The 23,645-nt window shown below is 71.7% G+C and carries 18 protein-coding genes and 3 pseudogenes; 7 read left to right on the forward strand and 14 right to left on the reverse strand.

From position 1 onward, the window contains the following. Nucleotides 1–2 precede the first annotated feature (2 nt). The 4 genes and pseudogenes from ACTWQC_RS04465 to galU form a co-directional block, all read right to left on the reverse strand. Entirely contained in the window at nucleotides 3–497 is a 495-nt protein-coding gene (locus tag ACTWQC_RS04465; RefSeq protein ID WP_443314179.1) for a MogA/MoaB family molybdenum cofactor biosynthesis protein, read from the reverse strand. 101 nt (nucleotides 498–598) lie between these two features. Continuing rightward, a pseudogene (gene moaC / locus ACTWQC_RS04470) lies at nucleotides 599–1,078 on the reverse strand (cyclic pyranopterin monophosphate synthase MoaC); the annotation flags it as partial. A gap of 54 nt (nucleotides 1,079–1,132) precedes the next feature. Beyond that, the gene (gene glp / locus ACTWQC_RS04475) at nucleotides 1,133–2,500 is read right to left on the reverse strand and encodes a molybdotransferase-like divisome protein Glp (RefSeq protein WP_443314210.1); all 1,368 of its coding nucleotides are present in this window, start codon (nucleotides 2,498–2,500) and stop codon (nucleotides 1,133–1,135) included. Between the two features lie 42 nt (nucleotides 2,501–2,542). Next, nucleotides 2,543–3,445: a UTP--glucose-1-phosphate uridylyltransferase GalU gene (gene galU, locus ACTWQC_RS04480; protein ID WP_443314180.1), complete on the reverse strand. Its 903-nt coding sequence runs from the start codon at nucleotides 3,443–3,445 to the stop codon at nucleotides 2,543–2,545. An 82-nt stretch (nucleotides 3,446–3,527) separates the two neighbouring features. On the opposite strand from galU, the gene ACTWQC_RS04485 reads away from it, so the two are divergent. Beyond that, nucleotides 3,528–4,127: a 5-formyltetrahydrofolate cyclo-ligase gene (locus tag ACTWQC_RS04485; RefSeq protein ID WP_443314181.1), complete on the forward strand. Its 600-nt coding sequence runs from the start codon at nucleotides 3,528–3,530 to the stop codon at nucleotides 4,125–4,127. A 9-nt stretch (nucleotides 4,128–4,136) separates the two neighbouring features. Here ACTWQC_RS04485 and ACTWQC_RS04490 read toward each other — a convergent pair whose 3' ends face one another. Continuing rightward, complete coding sequence (locus tag ACTWQC_RS04490) at nucleotides 4,137–6,893, reverse strand: penicillin acylase family protein (RefSeq protein ID WP_443314182.1); 2,757 nt, start codon at nucleotides 6,891–6,893, stop codon at nucleotides 4,137–4,139. A gap of 193 nt (nucleotides 6,894–7,086) precedes the next feature. On the opposite strand from ACTWQC_RS04490, the gene ACTWQC_RS04495 reads away from it, so the two are divergent. The 5 genes from ACTWQC_RS04495 (at nucleotide 7,087) to mscL (ending at nucleotide 12,731) form a co-directional block, all read left to right on the forward strand. Continuing rightward, nucleotides 7,087–8,586: a potassium/proton antiporter gene (locus ACTWQC_RS04495; RefSeq protein ID WP_443314211.1), complete on the forward strand. Its 1,500-nt coding sequence runs from the start codon at nucleotides 7,087–7,089 to the stop codon at nucleotides 8,584–8,586. Between the two features lie 404 nt (nucleotides 8,587–8,990). Then, complete coding sequence (locus ACTWQC_RS04500; protein ID WP_443314183.1) at nucleotides 8,991–10,325, forward strand: MFS transporter; 1,335 nt, start codon at nucleotides 8,991–8,993, stop codon at nucleotides 10,323–10,325. A gap of 66 nt (nucleotides 10,326–10,391) precedes the next feature. Beyond that, a complete protein-coding gene (locus ACTWQC_RS04505) occupies nucleotides 10,392–10,748 on the forward strand; it encodes an FmdB family zinc ribbon protein (protein WP_443314184.1) in 357 nt (118 codons plus the stop codon). Between the two features lie 122 nt (nucleotides 10,749–10,870). Continuing rightward, on the forward strand, nucleotides 10,871–11,719 hold the full coding sequence (locus ACTWQC_RS04510) for an S-methyl-5'-thioadenosine phosphorylase (protein WP_443314185.1): 849 nt from the start codon (nucleotides 10,871–10,873) through the stop codon (nucleotides 11,717–11,719). Nucleotides 11,720–12,290: 571 nt separating this feature from the next. Then, on the forward strand, nucleotides 12,291–12,731 hold the full coding sequence (mscL, locus tag ACTWQC_RS04515; protein WP_443314212.1) for a large conductance mechanosensitive channel protein MscL: 441 nt from the start codon (nucleotides 12,291–12,293) through the stop codon (nucleotides 12,729–12,731). Between the two features lie 118 nt (nucleotides 12,732–12,849). Here mscL and ACTWQC_RS04520 read toward each other — a convergent pair whose 3' ends face one another. The 6 genes and pseudogenes from ACTWQC_RS04520 to ACTWQC_RS04545 form a co-directional block, all read right to left on the reverse strand. Further along, complete coding sequence (locus ACTWQC_RS04520) at nucleotides 12,850–13,050, reverse strand: hypothetical protein (RefSeq protein ID WP_443314186.1); 201 nt, start codon at nucleotides 13,048–13,050, stop codon at nucleotides 12,850–12,852. Nucleotides 13,051–13,085: 35 nt separating this feature from the next. Beyond that, nucleotides 13,086–13,346: pseudogene (locus ACTWQC_RS04525) on the reverse strand (hypothetical protein); the annotation flags it as partial. Then, a complete protein-coding gene (locus tag ACTWQC_RS04530; protein ID WP_443314187.1) occupies nucleotides 13,340–13,966 on the reverse strand; it encodes a Rieske (2Fe-2S) protein in 627 nt (208 codons plus the stop codon). The gene ACTWQC_RS04530 and the pseudogene ACTWQC_RS04525, both read right to left, overlap by 7 nt. Next, nucleotides 13,963–14,562, reverse strand: coding sequence for a 4Fe-4S dicluster domain-containing protein (locus ACTWQC_RS04535; protein ID WP_443314188.1), 600 nt, complete (start codon nucleotides 14,560–14,562; stop codon nucleotides 13,963–13,965). Before ACTWQC_RS04535 ends, ACTWQC_RS04530 begins: the two co-directional genes overlap by 4 nt. A gap of 7 nt (nucleotides 14,563–14,569) precedes the next feature. Beyond that, nucleotides 14,570–16,744, reverse strand: a pseudogene (locus ACTWQC_RS04540) (molybdopterin oxidoreductase family protein); the annotation flags it as partial. Between the two features lie 14 nt (nucleotides 16,745–16,758). Continuing rightward, nucleotides 16,759–17,823 (reverse strand): MFS transporter, encoded by a 1,065-nt coding sequence (locus tag ACTWQC_RS04545; RefSeq protein WP_443314189.1) that lies wholly within the window; start codon nucleotides 17,821–17,823, stop codon nucleotides 16,759–16,761. A 281-nt stretch (nucleotides 17,824–18,104) separates the two neighbouring features. Between ACTWQC_RS04545 and ACTWQC_RS04550 the strand changes: the two genes are divergently transcribed. Next, nucleotides 18,105–19,124, forward strand: coding sequence for a GNAT family N-acetyltransferase (locus ACTWQC_RS04550; RefSeq protein ID WP_443314190.1), 1,020 nt, complete (start codon nucleotides 18,105–18,107; stop codon nucleotides 19,122–19,124). Between the two features lie 115 nt (nucleotides 19,125–19,239). Here ACTWQC_RS04550 and ACTWQC_RS04555 read toward each other — a convergent pair whose 3' ends face one another. The 3 genes from ACTWQC_RS04555 to ACTWQC_RS04565 form a co-directional block, all read right to left on the reverse strand. After that, entirely contained in the window at nucleotides 19,240–21,360 is a 2,121-nt protein-coding gene (locus ACTWQC_RS04555; RefSeq protein WP_443314191.1) for a PTS fructose transporter subunit IIABC, read from the reverse strand. Nucleotides 21,361–21,528: 168 nt separating this feature from the next. Further along, nucleotides 21,529–22,476 carry a 1-phosphofructokinase gene (gene pfkB, locus ACTWQC_RS04560; RefSeq protein ID WP_443314192.1) on the reverse strand — a complete coding sequence of 316 codons (948 nt, stop codon included), beginning with the start codon at nucleotides 22,474–22,476 and terminating at the stop codon, nucleotides 21,529–21,531. Beyond that, nucleotides 22,473–23,234, reverse strand: coding sequence for a DeoR/GlpR family DNA-binding transcription regulator (locus ACTWQC_RS04565; RefSeq protein WP_443314193.1), 762 nt, complete (start codon nucleotides 23,232–23,234; stop codon nucleotides 22,473–22,475). The genes pfkB and ACTWQC_RS04565 overlap by 4 nt, the downstream gene beginning before the upstream one ends. Between the last annotated feature and the right edge of the window lie 411 nt (nucleotides 23,235–23,645).

The following is a 23,645-nucleotide window of genomic DNA, read 5'->3' on the forward strand; positions in this document are numbered from 1 at the left end:
CTTCAGCTCCCCGCGGGTCTGGGGTGGTCGCCGCCGCGGATCTGGTCGACGGCGTGGACGAGCAGGCGCTCCAGGACGGCCAGGCCGTCCCGGACGCCACCGGTGGAACCCGGGAGGTTGATGATCAGGGTAGTCCCGGCGACGCCTGCGAGCCCGCGGGAGAGCGCGGCGGTGGGCACCTTGGCCAGGCCGGCGGCGCGGATCGCCTCGGGGATGCCGGGGATCTCGTAGTCGAGCACCCGGCGGACCATCTCGGGGGTGCGGTCGGTGGGCGAGATGCCGGTGCCTCCGGTGGTGAGCACGACGTCGTACGAGGCGGCGACGGCCTCGCGCAGCACGGCCTCGACGGGCTCGCCGTCCGGGACGACGCGCGGCCCGTCGACCTCGAAGCCCATGGCGGTCAGGCCCTCGACGAGGAGGGGGCCGCCCTTGTCGGCGTAGACGCCGGCTGCGGCCCGGTTGGAGACGGTGACGGCGAGGGCGCGGTAGCGGCTCATGCCTGGCCCTGCTCTTCGGAACCGCCCGCCCCTGCTCCAGGCTCCTCGGAACCGCCCGGCTCTGCTCCGGACCCTTCGGAGCCGCCCTGCTCCCCTCGGGAAGACCGCTGCCAACTGCCGGACTTCCCCCCGGTCTTCTCCTCGACCCGGACATCCGTGATGACCGCGGACTTGTCCACGGCCTTCACCATGTCGATCACGGTGAGGGCGGCGACGGTGACCGCGGTGAGGGCCTCCATCTCCACGCCCGTCCGGTCCGTGGTCTTCACGGTGGCCGTGATCTCGACCGCGTCATCGGCCACCGCGAGGTCCACCTTCACGCCGGAGACGGCGAGCGGGTGGCACAGCGGGATCAGGTCCGGTGTCCGCTTGGCTCCCATGATCCCGGCGATACGGGCGGTGGCGAGGGCGTCGCCTTTGGGCACGCCCTCCCCGCGCAGCAGCTCCACGACGCGGGGCGAGACCAGCACACGGCCGGAGGCCCGGGCGGTGCGCGCGGTGACGTCCTTCCCGGAGACGTCGACCATACGGGCCGCGCCCGCGTCGTCGAGGTGCGTGAGGTGCTGCTTGCCGCTGCTCATCGTTCTCCTGGTCCGGTCCCTGTGGGCAGACACCGTACCGGCAGCGGCCGCCGATCAGTCGAGGAGGACCACGGCGACCTCGGCGCCCGGCTCCACGGACGTGGTCTCCTCGTCCACGATGATCAGTGCGTTGGCATGGGCGAGGGCTTTCACCAGGTGGGAGCCCGCGCCGCCGACGGGAGTGACCACCCCGTCCGCGTACCGCCCCCGCAGGAACTGGCGCTTCCCCTTCGGGGAGGACCGGATCCCCTGGGGGCACACCGCCCGGACCGTCTCGCGCTCGACCGGATCGAGCCCCATGAGGCTGCGGATCGCGGGTCGTACGAAGAGCTCGAAGGAGACGTAGGAGCTGACGGGGTTGCCGGGCAGGGCCAGCAGCGGGGTGCGGTCGCGGCCGATGCGGCCGAAGCCCTGGGGCTTGCCGGGCTGCATGGCGAGCTTGCGGAACTCGACCCGGCCGCCCGCGCCCGCGGCCGGGGAGCCGTCTTCCCCGGCCACCTCGAACTGGGAGAGCGCCTCCTTGACCACGTCGTACGCCCCGACGCTGACGCCGCCGCTGGTGACGATGATGTCGGCGCGGATCAGCTGGTCCTCGATGGTGGAGCGGAGGGTGGCGGCGTCGTCGGCGACGGCTCCGACGCGGTAGGCGATGGCCCCGGCGTCGCGGGCGGCGGCGGTGAGCGCGAAGCTGTTGGAGTCGTAGATCCGGCCGGTGGTCAACACCTCGCCCGGCTGGGCGAGTTCGCTGCCGGTCGACACGACCACGACCCGCGGCCGCGGCCGGACCCTGACCGAGCCCCGGCCGATGGCGGCGAGCAGGCCGATCTGCGAGGGTCCGAGGACCGTACCGGCGGTGAGGGCCAGCTCTCCGACGGTGACGTCCGAGCCGCGGGCGCGGATGTGCGCCCCAGCCTCGGCGGCGCGGTGGACCCGGACCTCGCCGCCTGAACCCTCGGGCGCCTGGGCCGCGGCCGGCATTCCGGCGGCCGGGCCGCCGCCCGTACCGCCGTCGGTCCACTCGACCGGCACGACCGCCTCGGCGCCGGGCGGGATCGGGGCGCCGGTCATGATGCGGGCGGCCTCGCCCGGCCCGACGACGGGCAGCTCGCCACAGCCGGCCGCGATGTCGCCGATGACGGTCAGGACGGCCGGGTACTCCTCGGACGCGCCGGTGACGTCGACCGTACGGACCGCGTAGCCGTCCATGGAGCTGTTGTCGAAGGGCGGCAGGGCGGTGGGGACGGTGACGTCCTCCACCAGGACGCACCCCTGGGCGTCGAGGAGTTGCAGCTCGATCGGCTCGAGCGGCCGGACGTGCCTAAGGATGTCCTGCAGATGCTCCGTCACGGTCCAGACGCGGTCGTCGTCCCGCGCCTCCTCCGCCGCACCGGGGTCCGGGCCCGTACGGGGTGCGTCCCCCAGCCCGTCCGGCGCGGCGGCCGGGTCAGCGGTGTTGCTCAATCGCTACATCTCCTCGGTGACATAACTGCGAAGCCAGGCCCGGAAGTCCGGCCCCAGGTCTTCACGTTCGCACGCGAGTCTGACAATGGCACGCAGATAGTCGCCACGGTCGCCGGTGTCATAGCGGCGGCCCTTGAAGACGACGCCGTGGACGGGGCCGCCGAGGGAGGGCGTCTCGGCGAGCGTGCGGAGCGCGTCGGTCAGCTGGATCTCGCCGCCGCGGCCCGGCTCGGTCTTGCGGAGCACCTCGAAGACGGCGGCGTCCAGCACGTAGCGCCCGATGATGGCGTAGTTGCTGGGCGCCTCCGACGGATCAGGCTTCTCCACGAGGTCGGTGACCTGGACGACGTCGTCTTCGCCGGTGGGCTGGACGGCGGCGCAGCCGTAGAGGTGGATCTGGGCGGGGTCGACCTCCATGAGGGCGACGACGCTGCCGCCGTGCTGCTCCTGCACGTCGATCATGCGGGCCAGGAGCGGGTCACGGGGGTCGATCAGGTCGTCGCCGAGGAGGACGGCGAAGGGCTGCTCGCCGACGTGCGGAGCGGCGCAGAGGACGGCGTGGCCCAGGCCCCTGGGGTCGCCCTGGCGGACGTAGTGGATGGTGGCGAGGTCGCTGGACTCCTGGACGCGGGCGAGGCGGGAGTCGTCGCCCTTGCGGCGCAGCACCTCTTCGAGCTCGTAGTTGCGGTCGAAATGGTCCTCGAGAGGCCGCTTGTTGCGGCCGGTGACCATCAGAACGTCGGGCAGACCGGCGGTGACGGCTTCCTCGACGACGTACTGGATCGCGGGCTTGTCGACCACTGGCAGCATTTCCTTGGGAGTGGCCTTGGTGGCCGGCAGGAAACGGGTGCCGAGTCCGGCGGCAGGGATGACAGCCTTGCTGATCCGGGAGCGCGATTCAGTCATGCGGAGAACCATAACCGGTACGTATGAGTGGAAGATGTGGTCCCGGTAAATACGTTCTCATACAGAGAGGTTTGTACCCACTGTGAATCGAAGCCAGGTTAGGAAAGCCGAGTTGCGGCGGGATCTCCTGGCGGTAAGAGCCGGGTTGACAGTGGATGACGTCTCGGGAACAGAGGCCGCTCTGGCCCGGCGGGCCCTGGAGCTTCCGGAGCTCGCGGGGGCCCGCACGGTCGGCGCGTACGTCTCGGTGGGCCGCGAGCCGGGGACGCGCGCGCTCCTCGACGCACTGCGCGCGCGTGGCGTACGGGTCCTGCTCCCGGTGCTGCTCGAGGACAACGACCTCGACTGGGGCGCGTACGAGGGCCGGGAGCGGCTCGTGGCCGCCCGGCGCGGGCTGCTGGAGCCGGACGGGCCACGGCTGGGGGCCGACGCGATCACAGCCGCGGACGCGGTGCTGCTGCCCGGACTCGCGGTGGACGAGCGGGGCATGCGGCTGGGCCGCGGCGGCGGCAGTTACGACCGCGTCCTGGCCCGGCTGGCCGCCGCCGGCGCGGACCCGGCCCTGGTGGTGCTGCTGTATGCGAACGAGGTGGTCGTCCAGGTTCCTGAGGAGCCGCACGACCACCCCGTGGACGCGGTGGTGACGCCCGACGGTGTCAGGCGCTTCCGGCACCGGGACTGAGCGCCGCCGCTACGGCGTCAGCGCCAGCGTGTCGGACGTGGCGTCCTCGACCTTCCGGCCGCTGAAGGCCCAGGGCAGCAGCTCGCCCTTGGCCCACTTGTCGGTCTGGTCGCTGTAGTGGTCGTTGTACGCGTGCCCTGACGCGCCGGTGAGGTTGATCCAGCGCGACTTGTCCAGATCCCCCAGGTTGACGATCATCCGCATCGACGGCACCCAGATCACCTCGTAGCCGCCCGCCGCGTTCCATCCGCTGGCGTTGACCGCCGCCTCGCCGCCGCCCAGGTTCCACGGCCCCCGGTTGAGGAGGTGCTGGACCATGCCGGGTCCGTCGGTGCCCAGCGTCTGGTTCTTCAGCGTCAGCTGGTGCAGACGGCCCCAGCTCCAGGTGTCGGCGTCCTTGCCCAGCTTGGCGGTGAGCTCCCAGCGGGCGTCGCTCATGGCGTGGGCGAGCAGCTCGTCACGGCTGCGGTCGCCGGGGTTGCGGACCGTGCCGGAGGTCTTCCACCAGTCGTTGTCCTCGTCCCTGAGGATCGACCTGATCACCTCGTACCAGCGGTCGCCGCCGTCCGGCTGGGCCTCGTCGGGGGCGCGCTCGCCGCACTCCCGCACCGTCCGCGCGTTGCCGTCCAGGTCCTCCAGCGGGCCCGAGTCGTCCGCCGGGCGCACGCGCAGGCACTGGCCCTCGACCCGCAGCTCCTTGGGCAACTTGTTGCCGAACGCCAGCTTCAGGGTGTTGCGCCAGACCGCGTTGAAGTAGGCGGCCGCGGCCGAGTCGGCGTCCTGGGTGTAGTCCCAGCCCTCCAGCAGCTTCTGCGCCTCACGGACGTACGGGTCCTTGACGTCGATCTTGAGCAGATAGGGCGTGAGCAGCTCGGCGATCTCGCTGCTGTTGTCCAGCTGCATGGTCTGCATGTCGTCCGTCGAGATCTTGCCGCCGTCCTTGATCTTCGACTGGATGAGATCGGTGATCCGCTGGCTCCGCGCACCGTAGCCCCAGTCCTCGGTCAGCAGGTAGGGGTAGGTGCTCTGGTCTATGACGGCCTGGTTCGCGGTCACGATGTAGCCGCGCGAGGGGTTGAACTCCCAGGGCAGCGCGGACTGCGGGACGTACCCCGTCCACTGGTAGCGGGAGTCCCAGCCGGGTGCCGGGTAGCGGCCGTCGGCCGGGTGACGGCCGTCGCCCTTGCCGCGGACCGGGATCAGGCCCGGCGCCTGGTAGCCGATGTTGCCCTCGGTGTCCGCGTAGACGAGGTTCTGGGAGGGGACGGCGAGTTCGCGGGCGGCCTTGCGGAAGCTCGTCCAGTCGGAGGCGGCGTTCAGTCCGAAGACCGCGTCCATGGACTTGCTCGGCGCGAGCCCGGTCCAGCGCAGCGATACGGCGTAGCCGCTGCCGCGGTCGGGCGCGGCGTCGCCGACCGGCGCCTGCCGTCCGACCTTGCTCAGCTCGCCGTTGCGGTCGGAGACGATGGGCCCGTTCCCGGTCGAGCGGACCGTGATCTCGCGCGGAGAGCCGTCCGCGACCTTGATCGTCTCCTTGCGGGTGGTGAACGGGACCTGCTTGTCGTCGGAGAGGTAGGTATCGCTGGTGACCTTCTCCAGGTAGAGGTCGGAGACGTCAGCGCCCAGGTTGGTGAAGCCCCAGGCGATGTCCTGGTTGTGGCCGATGACGACGCCCGGCATGCCGGAGAAGGTGTATCCCGCCACGTCGAAGCGGCAGGACTCGCTGACGCTGCGGCAGTGCAGCCCCATCTGGTACCAGAGCGAGGGCATCTGCGGCGCCAGGTGCGGGTCATTGGCCAGCAGCGGCTTGCCGGTGGCGGTGTGCTTGCCGGAGACGACCCAGGAGTTCGACCCGATGCCGTTGCCGTTGGGGCCGAGCAGCGCGGGGATGTCCTCCAGGGTCTTCGAGAGCGAGGACAGCTGGGTCCTGGTGCCCTGCGCGGCCACGCCTGCCGCGGTGTCCGCGTCCGCGCCGCTCTGCGAGCGGGTGGCGGTGCCCTTGGGGTCGAACGTCTTGGTGGCGCCGCTCACGGAGCCGGCGCCGACGATCGGCCGGTTGCGGTCGTACGGGTAGTCCGGGTAGAGGTCCTCGATCTGCTGCGGGGTGAGGCGGCTCGACATCAGCGAACGGTCGATCTCCTCCTGCATGTTGCCGCGCAGGTCCCAGGCCATGGCCTTGAGCCAGGCGACCGAGTCGACCGGGGTCCACTTCTCGGGGGTGTAGTCGTTGCTCAGGCCCAGCGCCGCGTACTCCACGGACAGGGCGGAGCCCCCGTGGTCCTTCAAGTAGGCGTTGACTCCCTCGGAGTACGCCTGGAGGTACTTCTTCGTGCGCGCCGAGAGCTTGGTGTCGTACTCCTGCTTGGCCACCCTGTGCCATCCCAGCGTCCGCAGGAAGGCATCGGACTCGACCTGCTCTTCCCCGAACATCTCGGACAGCCGGCCCGCGGTCATGTGGCGGCGGACGTCCATCTCCCAGAACCGGTCCTGTGCCTGGACGAAGCCCTGCGCGCGGAAGAGGTCCTCGTCGGAGTCCGCGTAGATCTGCGGGATGCCGTGGCCGTCCCGCTTGACCTCGACCGGTCCGGAGAGGCCCTTGAGCTTGAGCGAGCCGGTGGTCTCCGGGAAGGAGGCGCGCACGGTGCTGACGCTCCAGTACGTGCCGTAGCCGAAACCCGCCACGAGCAGCAGCACGACTGCGATCACGAGGAGGCGGGCACGTCGACCCTTCTTCTTGCCCGAGGGGCCGGTCTTGTTGGCGGGCATCGCTGTCCTTAGAGGGGCAGGGTGGACCTGGGAGTGCTGGAGCAACCATAGGCGCAGCGCCTGACCGGCCCGTACGGGGAGTCGGGCGCGACGATGGCCGGCGTCAAGAACCCGTAAAATATTAGGTAAGGCAATGAACTACCGGTCGGTGAGCAGGAACGTTCCGGCCATAACGTGAGAAAGGGTCCGGCCCCTGACTGTCCACCACCTGAACGAACTCCTGCTGGTCTGCTCGATCCTTCTGCTCGTCGCGGTGGCGGCGGTCCGGATCTCCTCGCGCAGCGGGCTGCCCAGCCTGCTCATCTATCTGGGGATCGGCGTCGCCATCGGCGAGGACGGCATCGGCATCGGCTTCGACAACGCCCAGTTGACCCAGGTGCTCGGTTATGCCGCGCTTGTGGTGATCCTGGCCGAGGGCGGCCTCGGGACCAAGTGGCGGGAGATCAAGCCGGCGCTGCCGCTTGCGGCGGTGCTGTCGACGGTGGGCGTCGCGGTGAGCGTGGGGATCACCGCGGCGGCGGGTCACTACCTCGTAGGTCTCGAGTGGCGGCAGGCGCTGATCATCGGCGCGGTGGTGTCCTCCACGGATGCGGCGGCGGTCTTCTCGGTGCTGCGGAAGGTGCCACTGCCCTCGCGGCTGACGGGCGCGCTGGAGGCCGAGTCGGGCTTCAACGACGCACCCGTGGTGATCCTGGTGGTCGCCTTCTCGACGGCAGGGCCGATCGACTCCTGGTACGCGCTCCTCGGCAAGATCGTCCTGGAGCTGGCGATCGGAGCCGCGGTCGGCCTCGCGGTGGGCTGGCTCGGCGCCTTCGGGCTCCGGCATGTGGCGCTGCCCGCCTCCGGCCTCTACCCGATCGCCGTGATGGCCATCGCGGTCGGTGCCTACGCGGGGGGCGCGCTCGCGCACGGCAGCGGATTCCTCGCCGTCTACATCGCGGCCCTGATCCTGGGCAATGCCAGGCTGCCCCACTGGCCCGCCACCCGGGGCTTCGCCGAAGGCATCGGCTGGATCGCCCAGATCGGCATGTTCGTCCTGCTGGGGCTGCTGGTCACGCCGCACGAGCTGGGCGACGACATCGTGCGGGCGGTCATCGTCGGCCTGGTGCTGACCGTGGTCGCGCGTCCGTTGTCGGTGGTGGTGAGCACGACGCCGTTCCGTACGCCCTGGCGGGAGCGGGCGCTGCTGTCCTGGGCCGGGCTGCGCGGGGCGGTGCCGATCGTGCTCGCGACGATCCCGATGGTGTACGAGGTGGACGCCAGTGAGGACATCTTCAACATCGTCTTCATGCTGGTGATCGTCTACACGCTGGTGCAGGGCCCGACGCTGCCCTGGGTCGCCAAGCGGCTGCGGCTGGGCAACGGCGAAGCTGCGGCGGACCTGGGGATCGAGTCGGCGCCGCTGGAGCGCCTCGGCGGACACCTGCTGTCGGTCTCCGTCCCGCAGAAGTCCCGGATGCACGGCGTGGAGGTCGGCGAGCTGCGGCTGCCCAGGGGGTCCGCGGTCACCCTGGTCGTACGGGAAGGAAAGAGCTTCGTACCGTCGCCGACGACCGTGCTGCGGCGCGGGGATGAGCTGCTCGTCGTGGCGACGGACCCGGTGCGGGACGCGGCGGAGAAACGGCTCCGGGCCGTGGCGGAGGGCGGCAAGCTGGCGGGCTGGCTGGGCCTCGGCGGCAACGGGGCGCGCTGAACGCGCGCGTGGGCGGGTCGTTGGGCCTGCACGCGCGTGTGGGCGGGTCCGCTTGGCGTGCACGCGCGCGTGCCGGGTCGCTGGCCTGCACGCGCGCGTGGCCGGCGGGGCGTCCACTTCCGTGGGGCGTTCACCGCGTCGCTGGTCAATCACAGGGGAGAGCGGGCTGCGGTCACGTAAATCACAGGGTCTTTGCCCATTTTCCCTGTACAATCAAGCAGCAACTGACGAACCCACTCTGCCTGACGCAGAGCTGGCGCGACCGCTCGGCGGCCGCGGTCCCCCTGCCACCTGCTCGGCGCGGACCCCGGTATCTACCCCGGTCCAGCGCGAGAGGACAGCTCTCGGCGCGCTCCGTGAGGACCCACGCGGGTGCGCTACCAGGCGGCAGAAAGGCAACGGCCGTGGCATCCGCGGTCACCACCGCATCTCCCGCTCGCGTGCAGCGTCCCGGATACGGACAGCTGCTGCGCACACCCGGCGCATGGACGTTCCTGCTGCCCGGTTTCGCCGCCCGGCAGCCCTTCGCGATGCTCACCATCAGCATCGTGCTGCTGGTCGGGCACACCACGGGCTCGTACGGCGCCGCTGGCGCGGTCGCGGCCGTCACCGGCGTCTCCATGGCCCTGTGCGCTCCGCAGAGCGGGAAGCTCGCCGACCGCTTCGGGCAGAGCGCGGTCCTGGTGCCCGGCGTGCTGATCCACGCGGCGTCCGGAGCCCTGCTCACGGCGCTCGTGCTGGCGCACGCGCCCCTGTGGGCGCTGTTCGCCGCCGCAGTGCCGACCGGCGCCTCCGTCCCGCAGATCGGCCCCATGGTGCGGACCCGCTGGGCGGCCATGCTGGACCGCACCCCGCTCATGGCGACCGCGGCCGCCTTCGAGTCCGTCACGGACGAGCTGACGTTCGTCGTCGGGCCGGTCCTCGCGACCGCGCTGTGCACCGGGGTCCACCCGGCGTCCGGCCTGGTCGTGGAGGCCGCGCTGACCCTGGCGGGCGGCCTGCTGTTCGCGGCCCAGCGCCGCACCGCACCGCCCGCGAACCGGCTTGCGCGCCGAGGCGTGCGCGAGCCGCACACCTCCGCCCTCGCCGTGCCGGGCATACGCGTGCTGGCCGTGGCCTTCCTCGGGAGCGGCTCGGTCTTCGGCGGCATGCAGGTCTCGCTGACCGCCTTCACCCAGGAGATCGGGCAGCCGGGCATGAACGGCCTGCTGTACGGGATCTTCGCCGCAGGCAACATGCTCGCGGGTGTGGCCTGCGGCGCCATCGCCTGGCGCAGGTCGGCCCGGCGGCGGCTGCTGATCGCGTACGGCGCGCTGGCGCTGGCCTGCTCGGTTCTGTGGGCAGCGCACTCACCGCTGTTGCTCGGCGGACTCGGGCTGCTGGCAGGCCTGTGCATCGCCCCCGCGCTGATCACCGGCTACACGCTGGTGGAGGCCCTGGTCCCGCCGACCGCCCGTACGGAGGCCTTCACCTGGCTGACCGGCTCGGTCGCGCTGGGGCAGGCCGCAGCGGTGACGGCGGCCGGGCAGCTGGCGGACGGCTTCGGCGCGAGCGCCGGATTCACGGTGCCGCTGGCCGGGACGGCGCTGGCGCTGCTGACGGTGGTGGCGTTGCGCGGGCGACTCGTACCGCGGTCGGCAGGGCATCTCGGGGGTCCGGTCGCAGGGGGCGTCGCGGGGCGCGTCGCGGCGCCCGGGCCACGTGGGGTCGATCACCGTATGCCCGTTGCAGTGGACTGATCCCGAGGAATGCTGCACTATGGTGCGTCGTTAGCACTCATTGAGTGAGAGTGCCAGGAGGAGCAAGTGCCGACCTATCAGTACCAGTGCACCGAGTGCGGCGAGGGCCTCGAGGCGGTGCAGAAGTTCACCGACGAGGCGCTCACCGAGTGCCCCAGCTGCGAGGGGCGCCTGCGCAAGGTGTTCTCGGCGGTCGGTGTCGTCTTCAAGGGATCCGGCTTCTACCGGAACGACAGCCGGAGCTCGGCGTCCGGCTCGGCCGGCAGCGCGGCGAAGTCGTCGTCGGGGGCGTCCTCGGAGTCGAAGAGCGACAGCAACGGCTCGTCTGCCTCGTCGTCTTCGTCCTCCTCGTCTTCGTCGTCTTCGTCGTCGAGCGGCTCCTCCTCGTCTTCGTCTTCCCCGTCGTCGAGCAGCGCGGCCTGACGGGGATCATCCCGCTTACAGGCCGGGCGCAGACCGGCGGACACACACGCGCATCGGACCCCGTCGCCTCGAGTCGAGGCGACGGGGTCCGGCGCGTTCCCGGCCCCGCATAGAGTGGCCGCATGGTCGAGACGAGCAGCCCTCAGGCGGACATCGGAGTCATCGGCGGTTCGGGGTTCTACTCCTTCCTCGATGACGTGACCGAGATCGCGGTGGACACCCCGTACGGGCCGCCGAGCGACTCGCTGTTCCTGGGGGAGGTCGCGGGCCGCCGGGTCGCCTTCCTGCCCCGGCATGGCCGCAAGCACCACCTCCCGCCGCACCGCATCAACTACCGCGCCAACATGTGGGCGCTGTACTCGCTCGGGGTCCGGCAGGTGCTGGGGCCGTGCGCGGTAGGCGGTCTGCAGGCGGAGTACGGGCCGGGCACGCTGCTCGTACCGGACCAGCTGGTGGACCGTACGAAGGCGCGGACGCAGACCTTCTTCGACGGGGAGGCCCTGCCGGACGGGAAGGTGCCGAACGTCGTGCACGTGGCCTTCGCCGACCCGTACTGCCCGGTGGGGCGGGATGCAGCGGTGACCTCGGCGCGCGGGCGCGGCTGGGAGCCGGTGGACGGCGGGACGCTGGTGGTGATCGAGGGACCGCGCTTCTCGACCCGGGCGGAGTCGCGCTGGCACGCGGCGCAGGGCTGGTCGGTCGTCGGCATGACGGGGCACCCGGAGGCGGTGCTCGCCCGCGAACTGGGTCTCTGCTACTCGTCGTTGACGCTGGTCACGGACCTGGACGCGGGAGCGGAGACCGGCGAGGGCGTCTCCATGGAGGAAGTTCTGCAGGTGTTCGGGAAGAACGTGGCGCGGCTGCGGACGGTGCTCTTCGACGCGGTAGCGGGACTCCCGGACTCGGCGGACCGCGACTGCCTGTGCGCGAGGGCGCTGGACGGGCTGGACACCGGGCTGGATCTGCCGTAGCTGCCATGGCTGCGGTGCAGGAGCGGGCGGGGGCGCTTGCTGCGGTAGCAGGTGGGAGGCTTGCTGCGCGTGGGGGTGACGGACTTGTCCACAACCGGGGAGTAGTCCACAGGCCTCAGCGGGGCCGGGCGAAGCCGTGCATCGTGATGAGCGGAAACGGGAGCAGACCGCTCTCGCATCTCCGCACTCCGGCTTCAGCTCTTCACGACAGGTGGTGTCGTCATGTCCCGCGTGCCCCGCCCTTCCCCCACCGTCGGCCACACCGGCGACGCTCTCCCCGCTCCCCCGCCGCGCGAGGTCCCTCTCTTCGGCCCGTTGCGCCCGGGCAGCGCCCGCTACCGCCTGCTGAGAACCGTCCGCCGACGCCGACGCGCGATGGCGGCCGCCCTCGCCGTCACCGCAGCGGCCCTCGCCGCTGCGGCTGCCACTCCCGGCGGAGGCGATTGGACAGCCCTCTCCCACCCTGCCGTACATTGCGGAGCCGTCTGTTCCATTCATCGTGCGCGCAGAGAGAGGCTCCGGGGTGAGCGAGGAGAGCAAGGGCGTCCTGCACGGCTTCAAGCAGTTCCTGATGCGCGGGAACGTGATAGACCTCGCGGTCGCCGTGGTGATCGGCGCGGCGTTCACGAACATCGTGAACAGCGTGGTGAAGGGCGTCATCAACCCGGTCGTGGGCGCCTTCGGTTCGAAGAACCTCGACCGTTACACGCTGTGTCTCAGCGACCGGTGCCTGAAGAACGACGCGGGCGAAGTCACCGAAGGCCTCTACTTCCTCTGGGGCTCGGTCGTCAGCGCCACGATCACGTTCCTGATCACGGCGGCGGTCGTCTACTTCCTCATGATCCTGCCCATGAACCGCTACAGGGAACGGCAGGCGGCGAAGGCCGCCGCAGAGGACGCCTCTGCCGAGGCGACCGAGATCGAGCTGCTGACCGAGATCCGCGATCTGCTGGCGGCTCAGCGGAACGGGACGGCGCCTGGACGCCTGCCGACGCAGAAGCAGCAGCCGTAGGCGTACGCGTACGGCTGTCGCTAGCGGTACGGCCGCCGGGAGCCGTACGGCCGCGGGCAGTCGTGCGGCAGGCGGCAGTCGTGCGGCCGCCGGAAGCCGTGGCCGGGGGGCGGCCGGGTCAGATGTGGTGCGGCGGTTTTTCGTCGAGGAAGCGTGCCAGGTCGGCGGCGCTGTCGCCGGCCGAGGGCCGCTCGCCCCAGCCTCGGTCCGTGTCGTCCGTGGACTGCCGGCCGAGGGGGTCGTCGAAGTCCAGCCTGGCGGCCGGGTCGGCGGGGCCGTCGGCGGACTCGGGCCGCTCGGGCGTCGGGGCTGTGCTCATTCGTCCAGGGTACGGCGGTGGCGCCGGCAGCCGTGTCAGCGGTCCTCCGGATCCAGCAGCCACAGCACGAGGACGACCGCGAACGACAGCCCGAGGAAGCCCGCGCACCACCAGGCGGTACGCGTGCTCCCCTCCATCCACGCATCGACGGCAACGGTCAGTGCCCACATCTGCCCGACGACCACGGCCATGGCCAGGGCGAGCCGTCCCGACAGCTTGGAGGAGCGTCCGGGCTGCCGCTCGGCGTCCGAGCCCGGACCGGGGCCGCTGTGCCGAACCCGCGGGTCCGTCATGCCTCTTCGCTCCCCACCGGCGGAGCACCGGGGCAGCCGATCTCGCGGGCCGTCTCCGGGTAGTCCTTGAGCAGTTGGCGGCACAACCCTTCCTCGAGACTCTCGCCGGAGCGGGCGGTGCCGATCGCCCAGACGCTGCCGTCGAGGCGCTCGACGACCACCACCTTCGGCAGTCCGCGCGGGGGCGGCCCAGCGGCGACCTCGCCGGTGAGGATGTCGAAGACCCCCTCGTGGCACGGGCAGTACAACTCGCCTTCGCTGCCCCGGTTCTCGCGCCACAGCACCGCGCACGCCATGTGGGTGCAGACCGCGGAGTAGCCGACGAGGGAGCCGTCGGAGAGGCGTACCGCGACGGCCCGGTCCTCGGCGCCCGGATACCGGAAGGCCACGGCCTCGCCGACCGCAAGCCGGGCGGCGATGCGCTTGGGCCCCGGAGAGCCTTCGGAGTCGCCCTCGCGGTGCAGCATGCCGCCGGCGACGCCGGCTCCGCCGAGGGCGAGGCCGCCGGAGACGACGGTCACGATGCGCAGATAGTCGCGGCGGGTGGTGAGGGAGCCCGCGCCGGTCCTGCCGGGACCGGCGGGCGGGGCGGCCCGCCGGTCCGCTTCCTCCGTCACGCTCATCGCACGTCCACTCCGTTCACCTCGACGACCGGCAGCCCGCCGGGCACGGGCCACTGCACCTTGTCCGCGGGGACGACCGTCGCCACGCCGGTCTTCACCACCGCGTCGCCGAAGGCGAAGGAGTCGGCGACCTGGACTCCGGGCCGCTCGGCCCGCAGCTCCTCGAGCGTTCCATAGAACAGCGCACCCGTCGGGCAGACGGCGGCGCACAGAGGGGCCAGGTCCTGGGTCGTTCGGTCGTGGCAGAGGTCGCACTTCATGGCGAGCCTTGTCCGGAGATCGATCTCCGTGGCGCCGAACGGGCAGGCGTTCACGCAGTTCGAGCAGCCGATGCAGCGCGTGGCGTCGGCCTGCCGCACGACACCGTCCGGGGTAACGCGGATCGCGTCGGCCGGGCACACCTGGGCGCACGGCGCGACCGGGTCCTCGCAGTGCAGACACAGAGTGGGAAGGGAGGCGGCGCTGTGACCCTCGTCGGGGTGGTCGACATGGATGAGCGACGTACCGCGGTGCGAGTCGCACTGGCGGCAGGCGGAGACGCAGGCCTGGCAGCCGGTGCAGCGGCCGGGGTCGATGAAGATCGTCCTGCCCATCATCGGTGGCTCAGCTTCCCTCGGCGGTGGAGGGGTCCCGGGGCGCGGCGGGCGCTTGGGCGGGCCGGGCGGCGCGGGGCGCGGCGGGCACGGCAGGCGGGGCAGGCACGTGGTCGGGGGCTTCGGCGGCTTCGATCCGGCACGCGCATACCTTGTACGCGGGGACCTGGGAGCGCGGATCCAGTGCGTCGGCCGTCAGGACGTTCGCCGCCGCCGGGAACGGCCAGTGGTACGGCACGAACACGGTGTCGGGGCGGATGGCCTCTGTGGCCACGGCGGGCAGTACGGCCGCCCCGCGGCGGGTGACGACCCGTACCGGATCGCCTGTGCGCCAGCCGTGCGAGGGGTGCACCTCCACCCAGGGGGCCGGGGCCTGTTCGGACGGCCCGGCGAGCCGCCGGGTCTGGTTGCCCGAGAGGAAGTGCGAGACCGTACGGCCCGTGGTGAGCGACAGCGGGTAGGCCTCGTCGTACGGGTCGACGGGCTCGTGCCACTCAACGGGTTGCAGATGGAACCTGCCGTCCGGGTGGTAGGTGCGGCCGTCCTCGAAGAGGCGCGGGGTGCCGGGGTGGTCGGTGGAGGGGCAGGGCCAGGCGATTCCGCCGGTCTCCGCCAGCCGCTCGTACGTGATGCCCGAGCAGTCGACCGCCGTGCCCGCCGAGGCGGCGCGCAGCTCGTCGAAGAGCTCGAGGGATCCGGCGAAGGCGAACTTGTCGCCCGAGCCGAGCCGGAGCGCCAGCTGGCACAGCACCCAGGTGTCGGTGCGTACCCCGGGGGGCGGCTCCTGCGCCTTGTTGTGCTTGACCACCCGGGCCTCGGCGTTGGCCATGACGCCCTCGTCCTCCGCCCAGCTGGTGACGGGCAGGACCACATGGGCATTCGTGGCGGTCTCGGAGAGGAAGACATCGCACTGGACGTGGAAGTCGAGGGCCTCGTAGCCGTCCTTGACGGCCGCGTAATGGGGGAGGGAGACGAAGGGGTTGTTGCACACACCGAGAAGCCCGCGGATCTCTCCGCGGCTCATCTGCCGGACCATTTCGGTCATCGAGGTGCCTGCTTCGGGTAGTTGGGACTCCTCGATGCCCCAGATGCGGGCCATCTCGCGGCGGTGCTCCGGGTCGGTGATGGACCGGCCGCCGGGCAGCGTGTCCGCGCTCTGGCCGTGCTCCCGCCCGCCCTGGCCGTTGCCCTGCCCGGCGAGGGTGCCGTACCCGGCGCCGGGGCGGCCGATGTTGCCGGTGGCGACGCAGAGGTTGATGACGGACAGGCAGTTCCCGACGCCCTGGGTGTGCTGCTCGATGCCGCGCGCATGCCAGGCCATGGCGTTGCGGGCCCGCCCGAAGATCCTGCCGGCCTGTTCCACCTGCGCGACGGGGATACCGCAGATCGCGGCCGCCCGCTCCGGCGGGTACGCCTCCACGGTCTGCCTCACCTCCTCCCAGCCGGTGGTGTGCCCGGCGAGGAGGGCCCGGTCGGTGAGCCCGTCGCGTACGACGACGTGCAGCAGGGCGTTGAAGAAGGCCGAGTCGGTTCCGGGACGGAGGGCGACATGAAGGTCGGCGGTACGGGCGATGGCCGTTTCGCGCGGGTCGACGACGATCAGGCTCGCGCCGCGGTCCCGTGCGCCCCACACGTACTGCGTGAGGACGGGGAAGCACTCGCCGAGATTCGAGCCCGCGAGGAGCAGACAGTCGGAGAGGAGGATGTCGGAGAAGGGGTTCGCGGCCCGGTCGATGCCGAAGGCCAGTTTGTTGGCCGCGGCGGCACCGGCCGTGCCGAGCCTGCCGTTGCCGTCCAGGTGCCGGGTCTTCAGCGCGACCCGGGCGAACTTCCCGAGGAGATAGGTCCTTTCCGCATACAGGCTCGCGCCGCCGAGGACGCCGAAGGCGTCACGCCCGTAGGCCCCCTGGATGCGTCGCATTTCGGAGGCGGTGAAGTCCAGGGCCTCTTCCCAAGTGGCCCGGCGGAACGGGGCTTCCCGGGAGCTACGGATCAGCGGGGTGGTGAGCCGGTCGGGGTGGCTCAGCTGCTGGTAGGCGTCAATGCCCTTGGCGCACAGCCGTTTCCGGTTGATGTCGTGGTCGCGCGGCTCGGTGCCGAAGACCTTGCCGCGCCGGTCCACCCGCAGATACATCGCGCAGTGCACTCCACAGAAGCAGCAGTGGGTGGGCACGAGCGTCTCGCCGGTGCCGGGCGGTGTCACGTGAAGCCCTTCTTCACCTCGGTGAGGTATGCGCTGCCGCGCAGCAGCCGCTTGCAGCGCGGGCAGTACCCCGCGGCTTCTTCGAGGCGGAGGCCGAGGTCCCGCATGGTGGTTCGGAGACCGGCGGCCAAGGGGGCCGTGCCGACGGGCTCCTCGCAGCGGCGGCAGGCCACGACCTGCCCGGTCCGCCGGGCCGTGTCAGTCAGCAGCTGCACGCCGACCGCCGCAGGCCGCTGCACGACATGGAAGAACTTCCCGAACGGAAGGCAGCTGAGAGTGAAGACCACCGAGACCATATGGAGAACCGCCAGGAACCCGTAGCCGCCGCCGTTCAGGAAGAGCGACGAGAAGGTGAGCAGCAGCCCGGTCACCGCGATCACGATCAGCGCGAGCAGCGGCACCATGTCGTACGCGAAGCGCTGGCCCGTCGCCGAACCGCGGTCCCGCATGCGCCGCCACAGAAAGTACCCGGCGCCCGCGATGACCAGCACGGCGGCCAGGTCCAGGCCGCGGAACACCGCCCACCCGAGGAAGGCGAGCGAGTCGAAGCCGGCCGCCTTGAAGCCCCAGATGCGCAGCTCGTAGCCGGGGCCCGCCGCACCGGTTGCGGTGAAGGTGACCCATCCCCAAGTCAGCGGAAAGGTGATCAGTACGGCCAGCAGGCAGCCCCAGAGGACCAGTTGGTGCGCGATCCAGCGGGCGCGCGAGCGGGCGCCAGGAGGCGTCCGGAGGCCGAGGTGGGTGATGAGGGTACGGGACAGGGCCGCTGGCGCCGCGCGGATCGCGGCGGTGGAGAACAGGGCCCGGCGGCGCTGCCGGAGAAGGGCGCGGGAGGCGGGTGCCGAGAGCCGGAGCGCGCAGCGGTAGGCGACACCGAAGGCGAGGAAGACGGTCGCGACGGCGTACGGCAGCAGGGCGGCGTCGAAGGTCCGCAGGAAGCGGCTGCCGAACACGATGGCGAGCACGAGCAGAAGCGAGACGGCGGTGGCCACGGTCGTCGCCCGCAGGGCGGCGGCGGGCCGCGCCGCCGCTGCCGGGGGCGCGGCTGAGGGCTCGGACACACCGTCACCGTAACGGCTTATGCGGTGATGAGCCCGATATGCGGGGCGCGCGGGTGAGGGATGACAACGTGATGTCGTCGCCGTACTGCGCGCGGCCCCTGATCACGAGCGGGACATCGCGGTGGTGGCGGCCCCAGGCCGCGCGCGAGGCGATGCTCACGCACATGGGAAAGGGCGCGGCTGAGGAGGCCGGTCGGCTGGTCTCCAATTCCCTTGCAGCCAGGGTAAGTTGAACAGGCGAGGCGGGCTAGGGCGGGCGAAGGTGCGGATGGGGGAGCGGGATGGGCGCAGCACCGCAGGGTGAACAGGTCGAGATCGTACGGACGCGCGAGGAGCATCTGGAGCAGATCGCCCGGCTCGCCGAGTCGCGGACCCTGAGCGGGTCGGGCAGGCCTGGCGGGGCTGATGGCGCGGACGGGGCGGCGACGGTGGACGGCGGCTTTCTGGTCTCCGCATACACCGAGGCCGACTACCGTGCGCGGCTGGCGACCGCCGAGCACTTCTACGTGGCGGTCAAGGGCGGAGAGGTCCTCGCGTTCCTGCTCGCCTACAGCTCCGACCAGGTCGAGCCGGACGAGTGGCTGAACCGCCGGATCAAGACCACGCTCGGCAGCTTCCTCGTGATCAAGCAGATCTGCGTGGCACGGGACGCGGCGCGCCGCGGGATCGCTTCGATGCTCTACTACCACGTGCTGGAACAGTGGCAGAAGAGCCCAGTGATCGCGGCTGTGGTCGACGACCCGCCCAACCACGCGTCCTCGCGCTTCCACCACAAGCTCGGCTTCCAGGAGCTGACCCGGCTGACGCCGCCGGACGGCAGGCTGCGGGTGGTGTGGGTGTGGCGCAAACCGCGCGAGGCGATGCTTCAGGCCCAGTACGCGATCTCCGTGGACCTGTACAAGCATGAGGACAACACCAACTGGCAGAAGCTGAACAACTTCTTCTACATCACCGCGGGCCTCGCCGCCGCCACGGCGTTCTCGCTTGGCAAGGAGGGCGCGGGCGGCACTCTGGGAAAGGGCCTGGCCCTGATCATTTCGATCATCGGCTTCGGGGTGTCGGTCGCCTTCTCCCAGATGCTGCGCTTCGGCCGACGGTATCTGCTGGCCCGCAAGGCGGCGGTGACCGAGCTCGAGGAGCACATGGCCTGGCACGGCGGCCAGCGGATCGTGACCTGGCACGCCGGGGACCCCAGCAACAGCTATCTGAAGGTCTCGCCGACCGGAGCGATCATGACGCTCCTGCCGGGTCTGGTGGCGCTGTGCTGGCTCGCGGTCCTCGGCGTACTGATAGCCAATTGAGCGCCTGGCATTCGACTTTCGGGACTGGTTGGACGACGCGATGTCGGGCCGGTTCGGCCGGTCAGGCCGGTCAGGCCGGTCAGGCCGGTCAGGCCGGTCAGGCCGGTCAGGCCGGTCAGGCCGCGACCGGGACCTTGCGGTCGGCGTCCGCCCCGGTCGTCGCCTCCGCCGGCCCCGCCGGGCCCCCGTCCGCGGACACCGTCCCACGGGCGCCCTTGAGGAGGACGACGAGGCCCGTCGTGACCGCCGTACCGGCCGCGATCGCCACCAGGTAGAGCAGCGGCTGGCCGATCAGCGGGATGACGAAGACACCGCCGTGCGGGGCCCGAAGCGTGCAGCCGAAGACCATCGACAGGGCGCCGGTGACCGCGCCGCCCGCCATCGCGGAGGGGATGACGCGCAGCGGATCGGCCGCGGCGAACGGGATGGCACCCTCGGTGATGAAGGACGCGCCGAGCACCCAGGCCGCCTTGCCGTTCTCGCGCTCGGCCTTGGTGAACAGCCTGCCGCGGACGGTCGTGGCCAGCGCCATCGCCAGCGGAGGGACCATGCCCGCGGCCATCACCGCGGCCATGACCTTGAGGCTGCCCTCGTTGGGGTTGGCCAGGCCGCCGACGGCGAAGGTGTACGCGACCTTGTTGAGCGGGCCGCCGAGGTCGAAGCACATCATCAGGCCGAGGACGGCCCCGAGGATGATCGCGTTGGCGCCGGAGAGGCCGCCCAGCCAGTCGGTCAGGGCGGACTGGAGGGAGGCGACGGGCTTGCCGACCACCAGGAACATCAGGAAGCCGACGACGGCCGACGATATGAGCGGGATGACGACGACGGGCATGATGCCGCGCAACGGCGCCGGGACGCGCACCCGTTGGATCGCCATCACCACCGCACCCGCGATCAGACCGGCGATGAGGCCGCCGAGGAAACCGGCGTTGATGGTGAGGGCGATGGCGCCGCCGACGAAGCCGGGGACGAGGCCCGGTCGGTCCGCCATGCCGTACGCGATATAGCCGGCGAGAACCGGGACGAGGAACCCGAAGGCGACTCCGCCGATCTGGAAGAGGAGAGCGGCCCAGCTCGCGACCTCGGTCCAGACGAAGTGGTCGGCGACAGACTTCGCCTCGTTGATCTCGTAGCCGCCGATGGCGAACGCGAGCGCGATGAGGAGACCGCCCGCGGCGACGAACGGAACCATGTAACTGACGCCGGTCATCAGCCACTTGCGCAGCCGCGTGGCGTATCCGTCGCCGAGCTCACCGCCGCGGTCCATCGGCGCACCGGCCGCGACAGGTGCGGAGGCCTCGCCGCGCGCGGCCTTGTCCCTGGCCTCGGCGATGAGCTCGCCGGGCCGGTTGATCGCGGCCTTGACGCCGACGTCGACGGTCGGCTTGCCCGCGAACCGGGCCTTGTCCCGTACCTCCACGTCGTGCGCGAAGACCACGGCGTCGGCGGCGGCGATGACGGCGGGGTCCAGCCTGCCGAATCCGGCCGACCCCTGGGTCTCGACGGCGAGTTCAACGCCCTCGGACTCGGCCGCCTTCTGCAGGGACTCGGCGGCCATATAGGTGTGCGCGATCCCGGTGGGACAGGACGTCACAGCGACGATCTTGAACGGGGGCGGGGTGGGGGCCTCGTCCGCATCGGGGGCGGCCACCTCCTCAGCCGGAGCAGCTTCCTCGGCCGAAGCAGCTTCCTCGGCCGAAGCAGCTTCCTCGGCCGAAGTCGCCTCCCCAGCCGAGGCCGCCTCCTCAGCCGGGGGAACATCCTCTGCCGGAGGCACGTCCTCCGCCGGAGGCACGTCCTCACCGCGGACCAGGGCAGCGGCCCGCGCCGCGTCGCCCTCCGCCCGCAGGGCACCCGTGAACTCCCCGTCCATCAGCCGACGGGCGAGGCTCGACAGAATCGTCAGGTGGTCGTCGTCGGCACCGGCGGGGGCGGCTATCAGGAAGATCAGGTCCGCCGGGCCGTCCGGCGCCCCGAAGTCGATGCCCCGGCCGCTGCGGCCGAAGGCGAGGGTCGCCTCCGCGACGTGCGCACTGCGGCAGTGCGGAATGCCGATGCCTCCGTCGAGGCCAGTGGGCATCTGGGCTTCGCGGGCGGCCACGTCGGCGAGAAAGCCGTCGAGGTCGGTGACGCGGCCCGCACGGACCATGCGCTCGGCGAGCGACCGCGCGGCCGCTTCCTTCGTCTCGGCGGACAGGTCGAGGTCGACGAGATCCGCGGTGATCAGCTCACTCATCGCGTGGCTCCTTGCTCGCGACGCCACCCGAGGGGGCGGAGGGGAAGGGAAGAGTGGGGACGGGGAGTGCGGAGACGGGGAGTGCGGGGACGGGGAGTGCGGGGGCCGCAAACGTGGGGACAGCAAGCGTGGGGACGAGGCACACCCGTCGGGCGAACGGGACGGCAGTCATGGCGTCGGCTCCTCGAGTACGCGATCCAGGGGGATGTCCGAGGTCGTGGTGACCGATGACGGGGCGAGGTCGGCGGGGGTCGGCATGGCGCTTCCCGGCAGTTGGACCGCAGCCGAGCCGTGGGCCACCGCCGAGGCCAGCGCGGCCTCGCCGACGCCACCCGCCGCCAGGAAACCCGCGAGGGACGCGTCCCCCGCCCCGACATTGCTGCGGACCGCGGCCACCCGCGCGGTGCCGAAGCACGTGCCCAGGCCGTCGACCAGCAGCTGCCCGGCCGCCCCGAGGCTCGCGAGCACCGCCTGGGCGCCGCGGTCGCGCAGCTCCTCCGCCGCCTTGACCGCGTCACCGACGGTGGCGATCGGCCGCCCGACCGCCTCGGCCAGCTCCTCCGCATTCGGCTTCACGACATCCGGCCGCTCGCGCAGCGCGGCCATCAGCGCGGGCCCCGACGTGTCGAGGGCGATCCGGGTGCCCGCCCGGTGCGCGCGGGCCACCAGCTCCGCGTACCACTCGGGCGGAAGGCCACGCGGCAGGCTGCCGCAGCAGGCGATCCAGTCGGCGGCCGCGGACCTGTCCCATACGGCATCCAGCAGCGCCTCGGCCTCATCCGCCGACAGTTCGGGCCCGGCGGCGTTGACCTTGGTCAGCGTGCCGCCGGGCTCGACGAGTGTGACGTTGACCCGGGTCGAGCCGGCGACCGGCACCCCGGCGGCCTCGATGCCGTGCTCGCCGAGCAGCCGGGCGAGCAGCGCGCCCTCGGGCCCGCCGAGCGGGACGACCGCGACCGTACGGTGTCCGGCGGCGGCGACCGCGCGCGAGACGTTGACGCCCTTGCCGCCCGGGTCGACCCGGTCGGCCGTCGCGCGCAGCACCGTGCCCCGTTCGAGCGCGGGCAGCTCGTACGTCCGGTCGAGGCTCGGGTTCGGGGTGACGGTGAGGATCATGCGCGCACTACTTCCGTGCCCCGGCGCTCGATGGCGCGGGCGTCCTCGGGGCCGAGCCCGGTGTCGGTGACGAGCAGGTCGGCGTCGGAGAGATCGCCGAAGCGGGCGAAGTGCTCCTTGCCGAACTTCGACGAGTCGGCGAGCAGGACGACCCGGCGGGCGGCCGCGATGGCCGCCCGCTTGACCGCGGCCTCGGCGAGGTCGGGTGTGGTGAGGCCGCCGTCGACCGAGAAGCCGTTGGTGGCGATGAAGGCGACGTCCGCCTTGATCTCGCCGTACGCGCGCAGCGCCCATGCGTCGACGGCGGCGCGGGTGCGGTGCCTCACGCGGCCGCCGACGAGATGGAGGGAGATGCCCGGGTGGTCGGCGAGGCGGGCGGCGACGGGCAGCGCGTGGGTGACCACGGTCAGGGCGGATTCGAGCGGGAAGGCCGCGACGAGCCGGGCGGCCGTGGTGCCCGCGTCGACGATCACGCTGCCGTCGGCGGGCAGCTCCGCGAGCGCGGCGCGCGCGATGCGCTCCTTCTCGTCGGCGGCGACGGTGTCGCGCTCGGCGAGGTCGGGCTCGAAGTCGAGACGGCCTGCGGGGATGGCACCGCCGTGGACGCGGCGGAGCAGCCCGGCCCGGTCGAGGGCCTTCAGGTCGCGCCGAACGGTCTCGGCCGTGACCTGGAACTCCTCGGAGAGCGACAGCACGTCGACCCGGCCGCTCTCGCGTGCGAGGCGGAGGATCTCCTGCTGGCGCTCCGCTGCGTACATGTGGGTTTACATCCGTTCTATGCCCGAACCTGTGGCTCCGCCGCCAGATTACGGCGCCGATCGAGCAAAGTAAACAGATCCGGGCAAGGAATCGGGCAGAGCCGGGCACGCAACCGGCACGGGGAACCGGAACGCGACCGGGAACGGGAGCGGGACCGGGAACGGGAGCGGGACCGGCCCCGGAACCTGCCACCGGAATCGGAATCGGAACCGGAACCTGTCACCGGAACCGGCACCGGCACCGGCACCGAAAAGAGCCCCGGCGCCGGGGGGCTTGAGTTCTGGTGGTCGTTGCAACACCCCAGCTCAAGGGGTGCGATGGACTTCGAGATCCGGCAGGACCGGACGGTCGCGCAGGGGCGCAAGAGGCTGATCCGCGAGCGGGAGCAATACTTCCGCTTCGTGAGTCAG

It is taken from the genome of Streptomyces sp. 8N616 (assembly GCF_052246385.1).
In the GTDB taxonomy this organism is placed as follows: Bacteria; Actinomycetota; Actinomycetes; order Streptomycetales; family Streptomycetaceae; genus Streptomyces.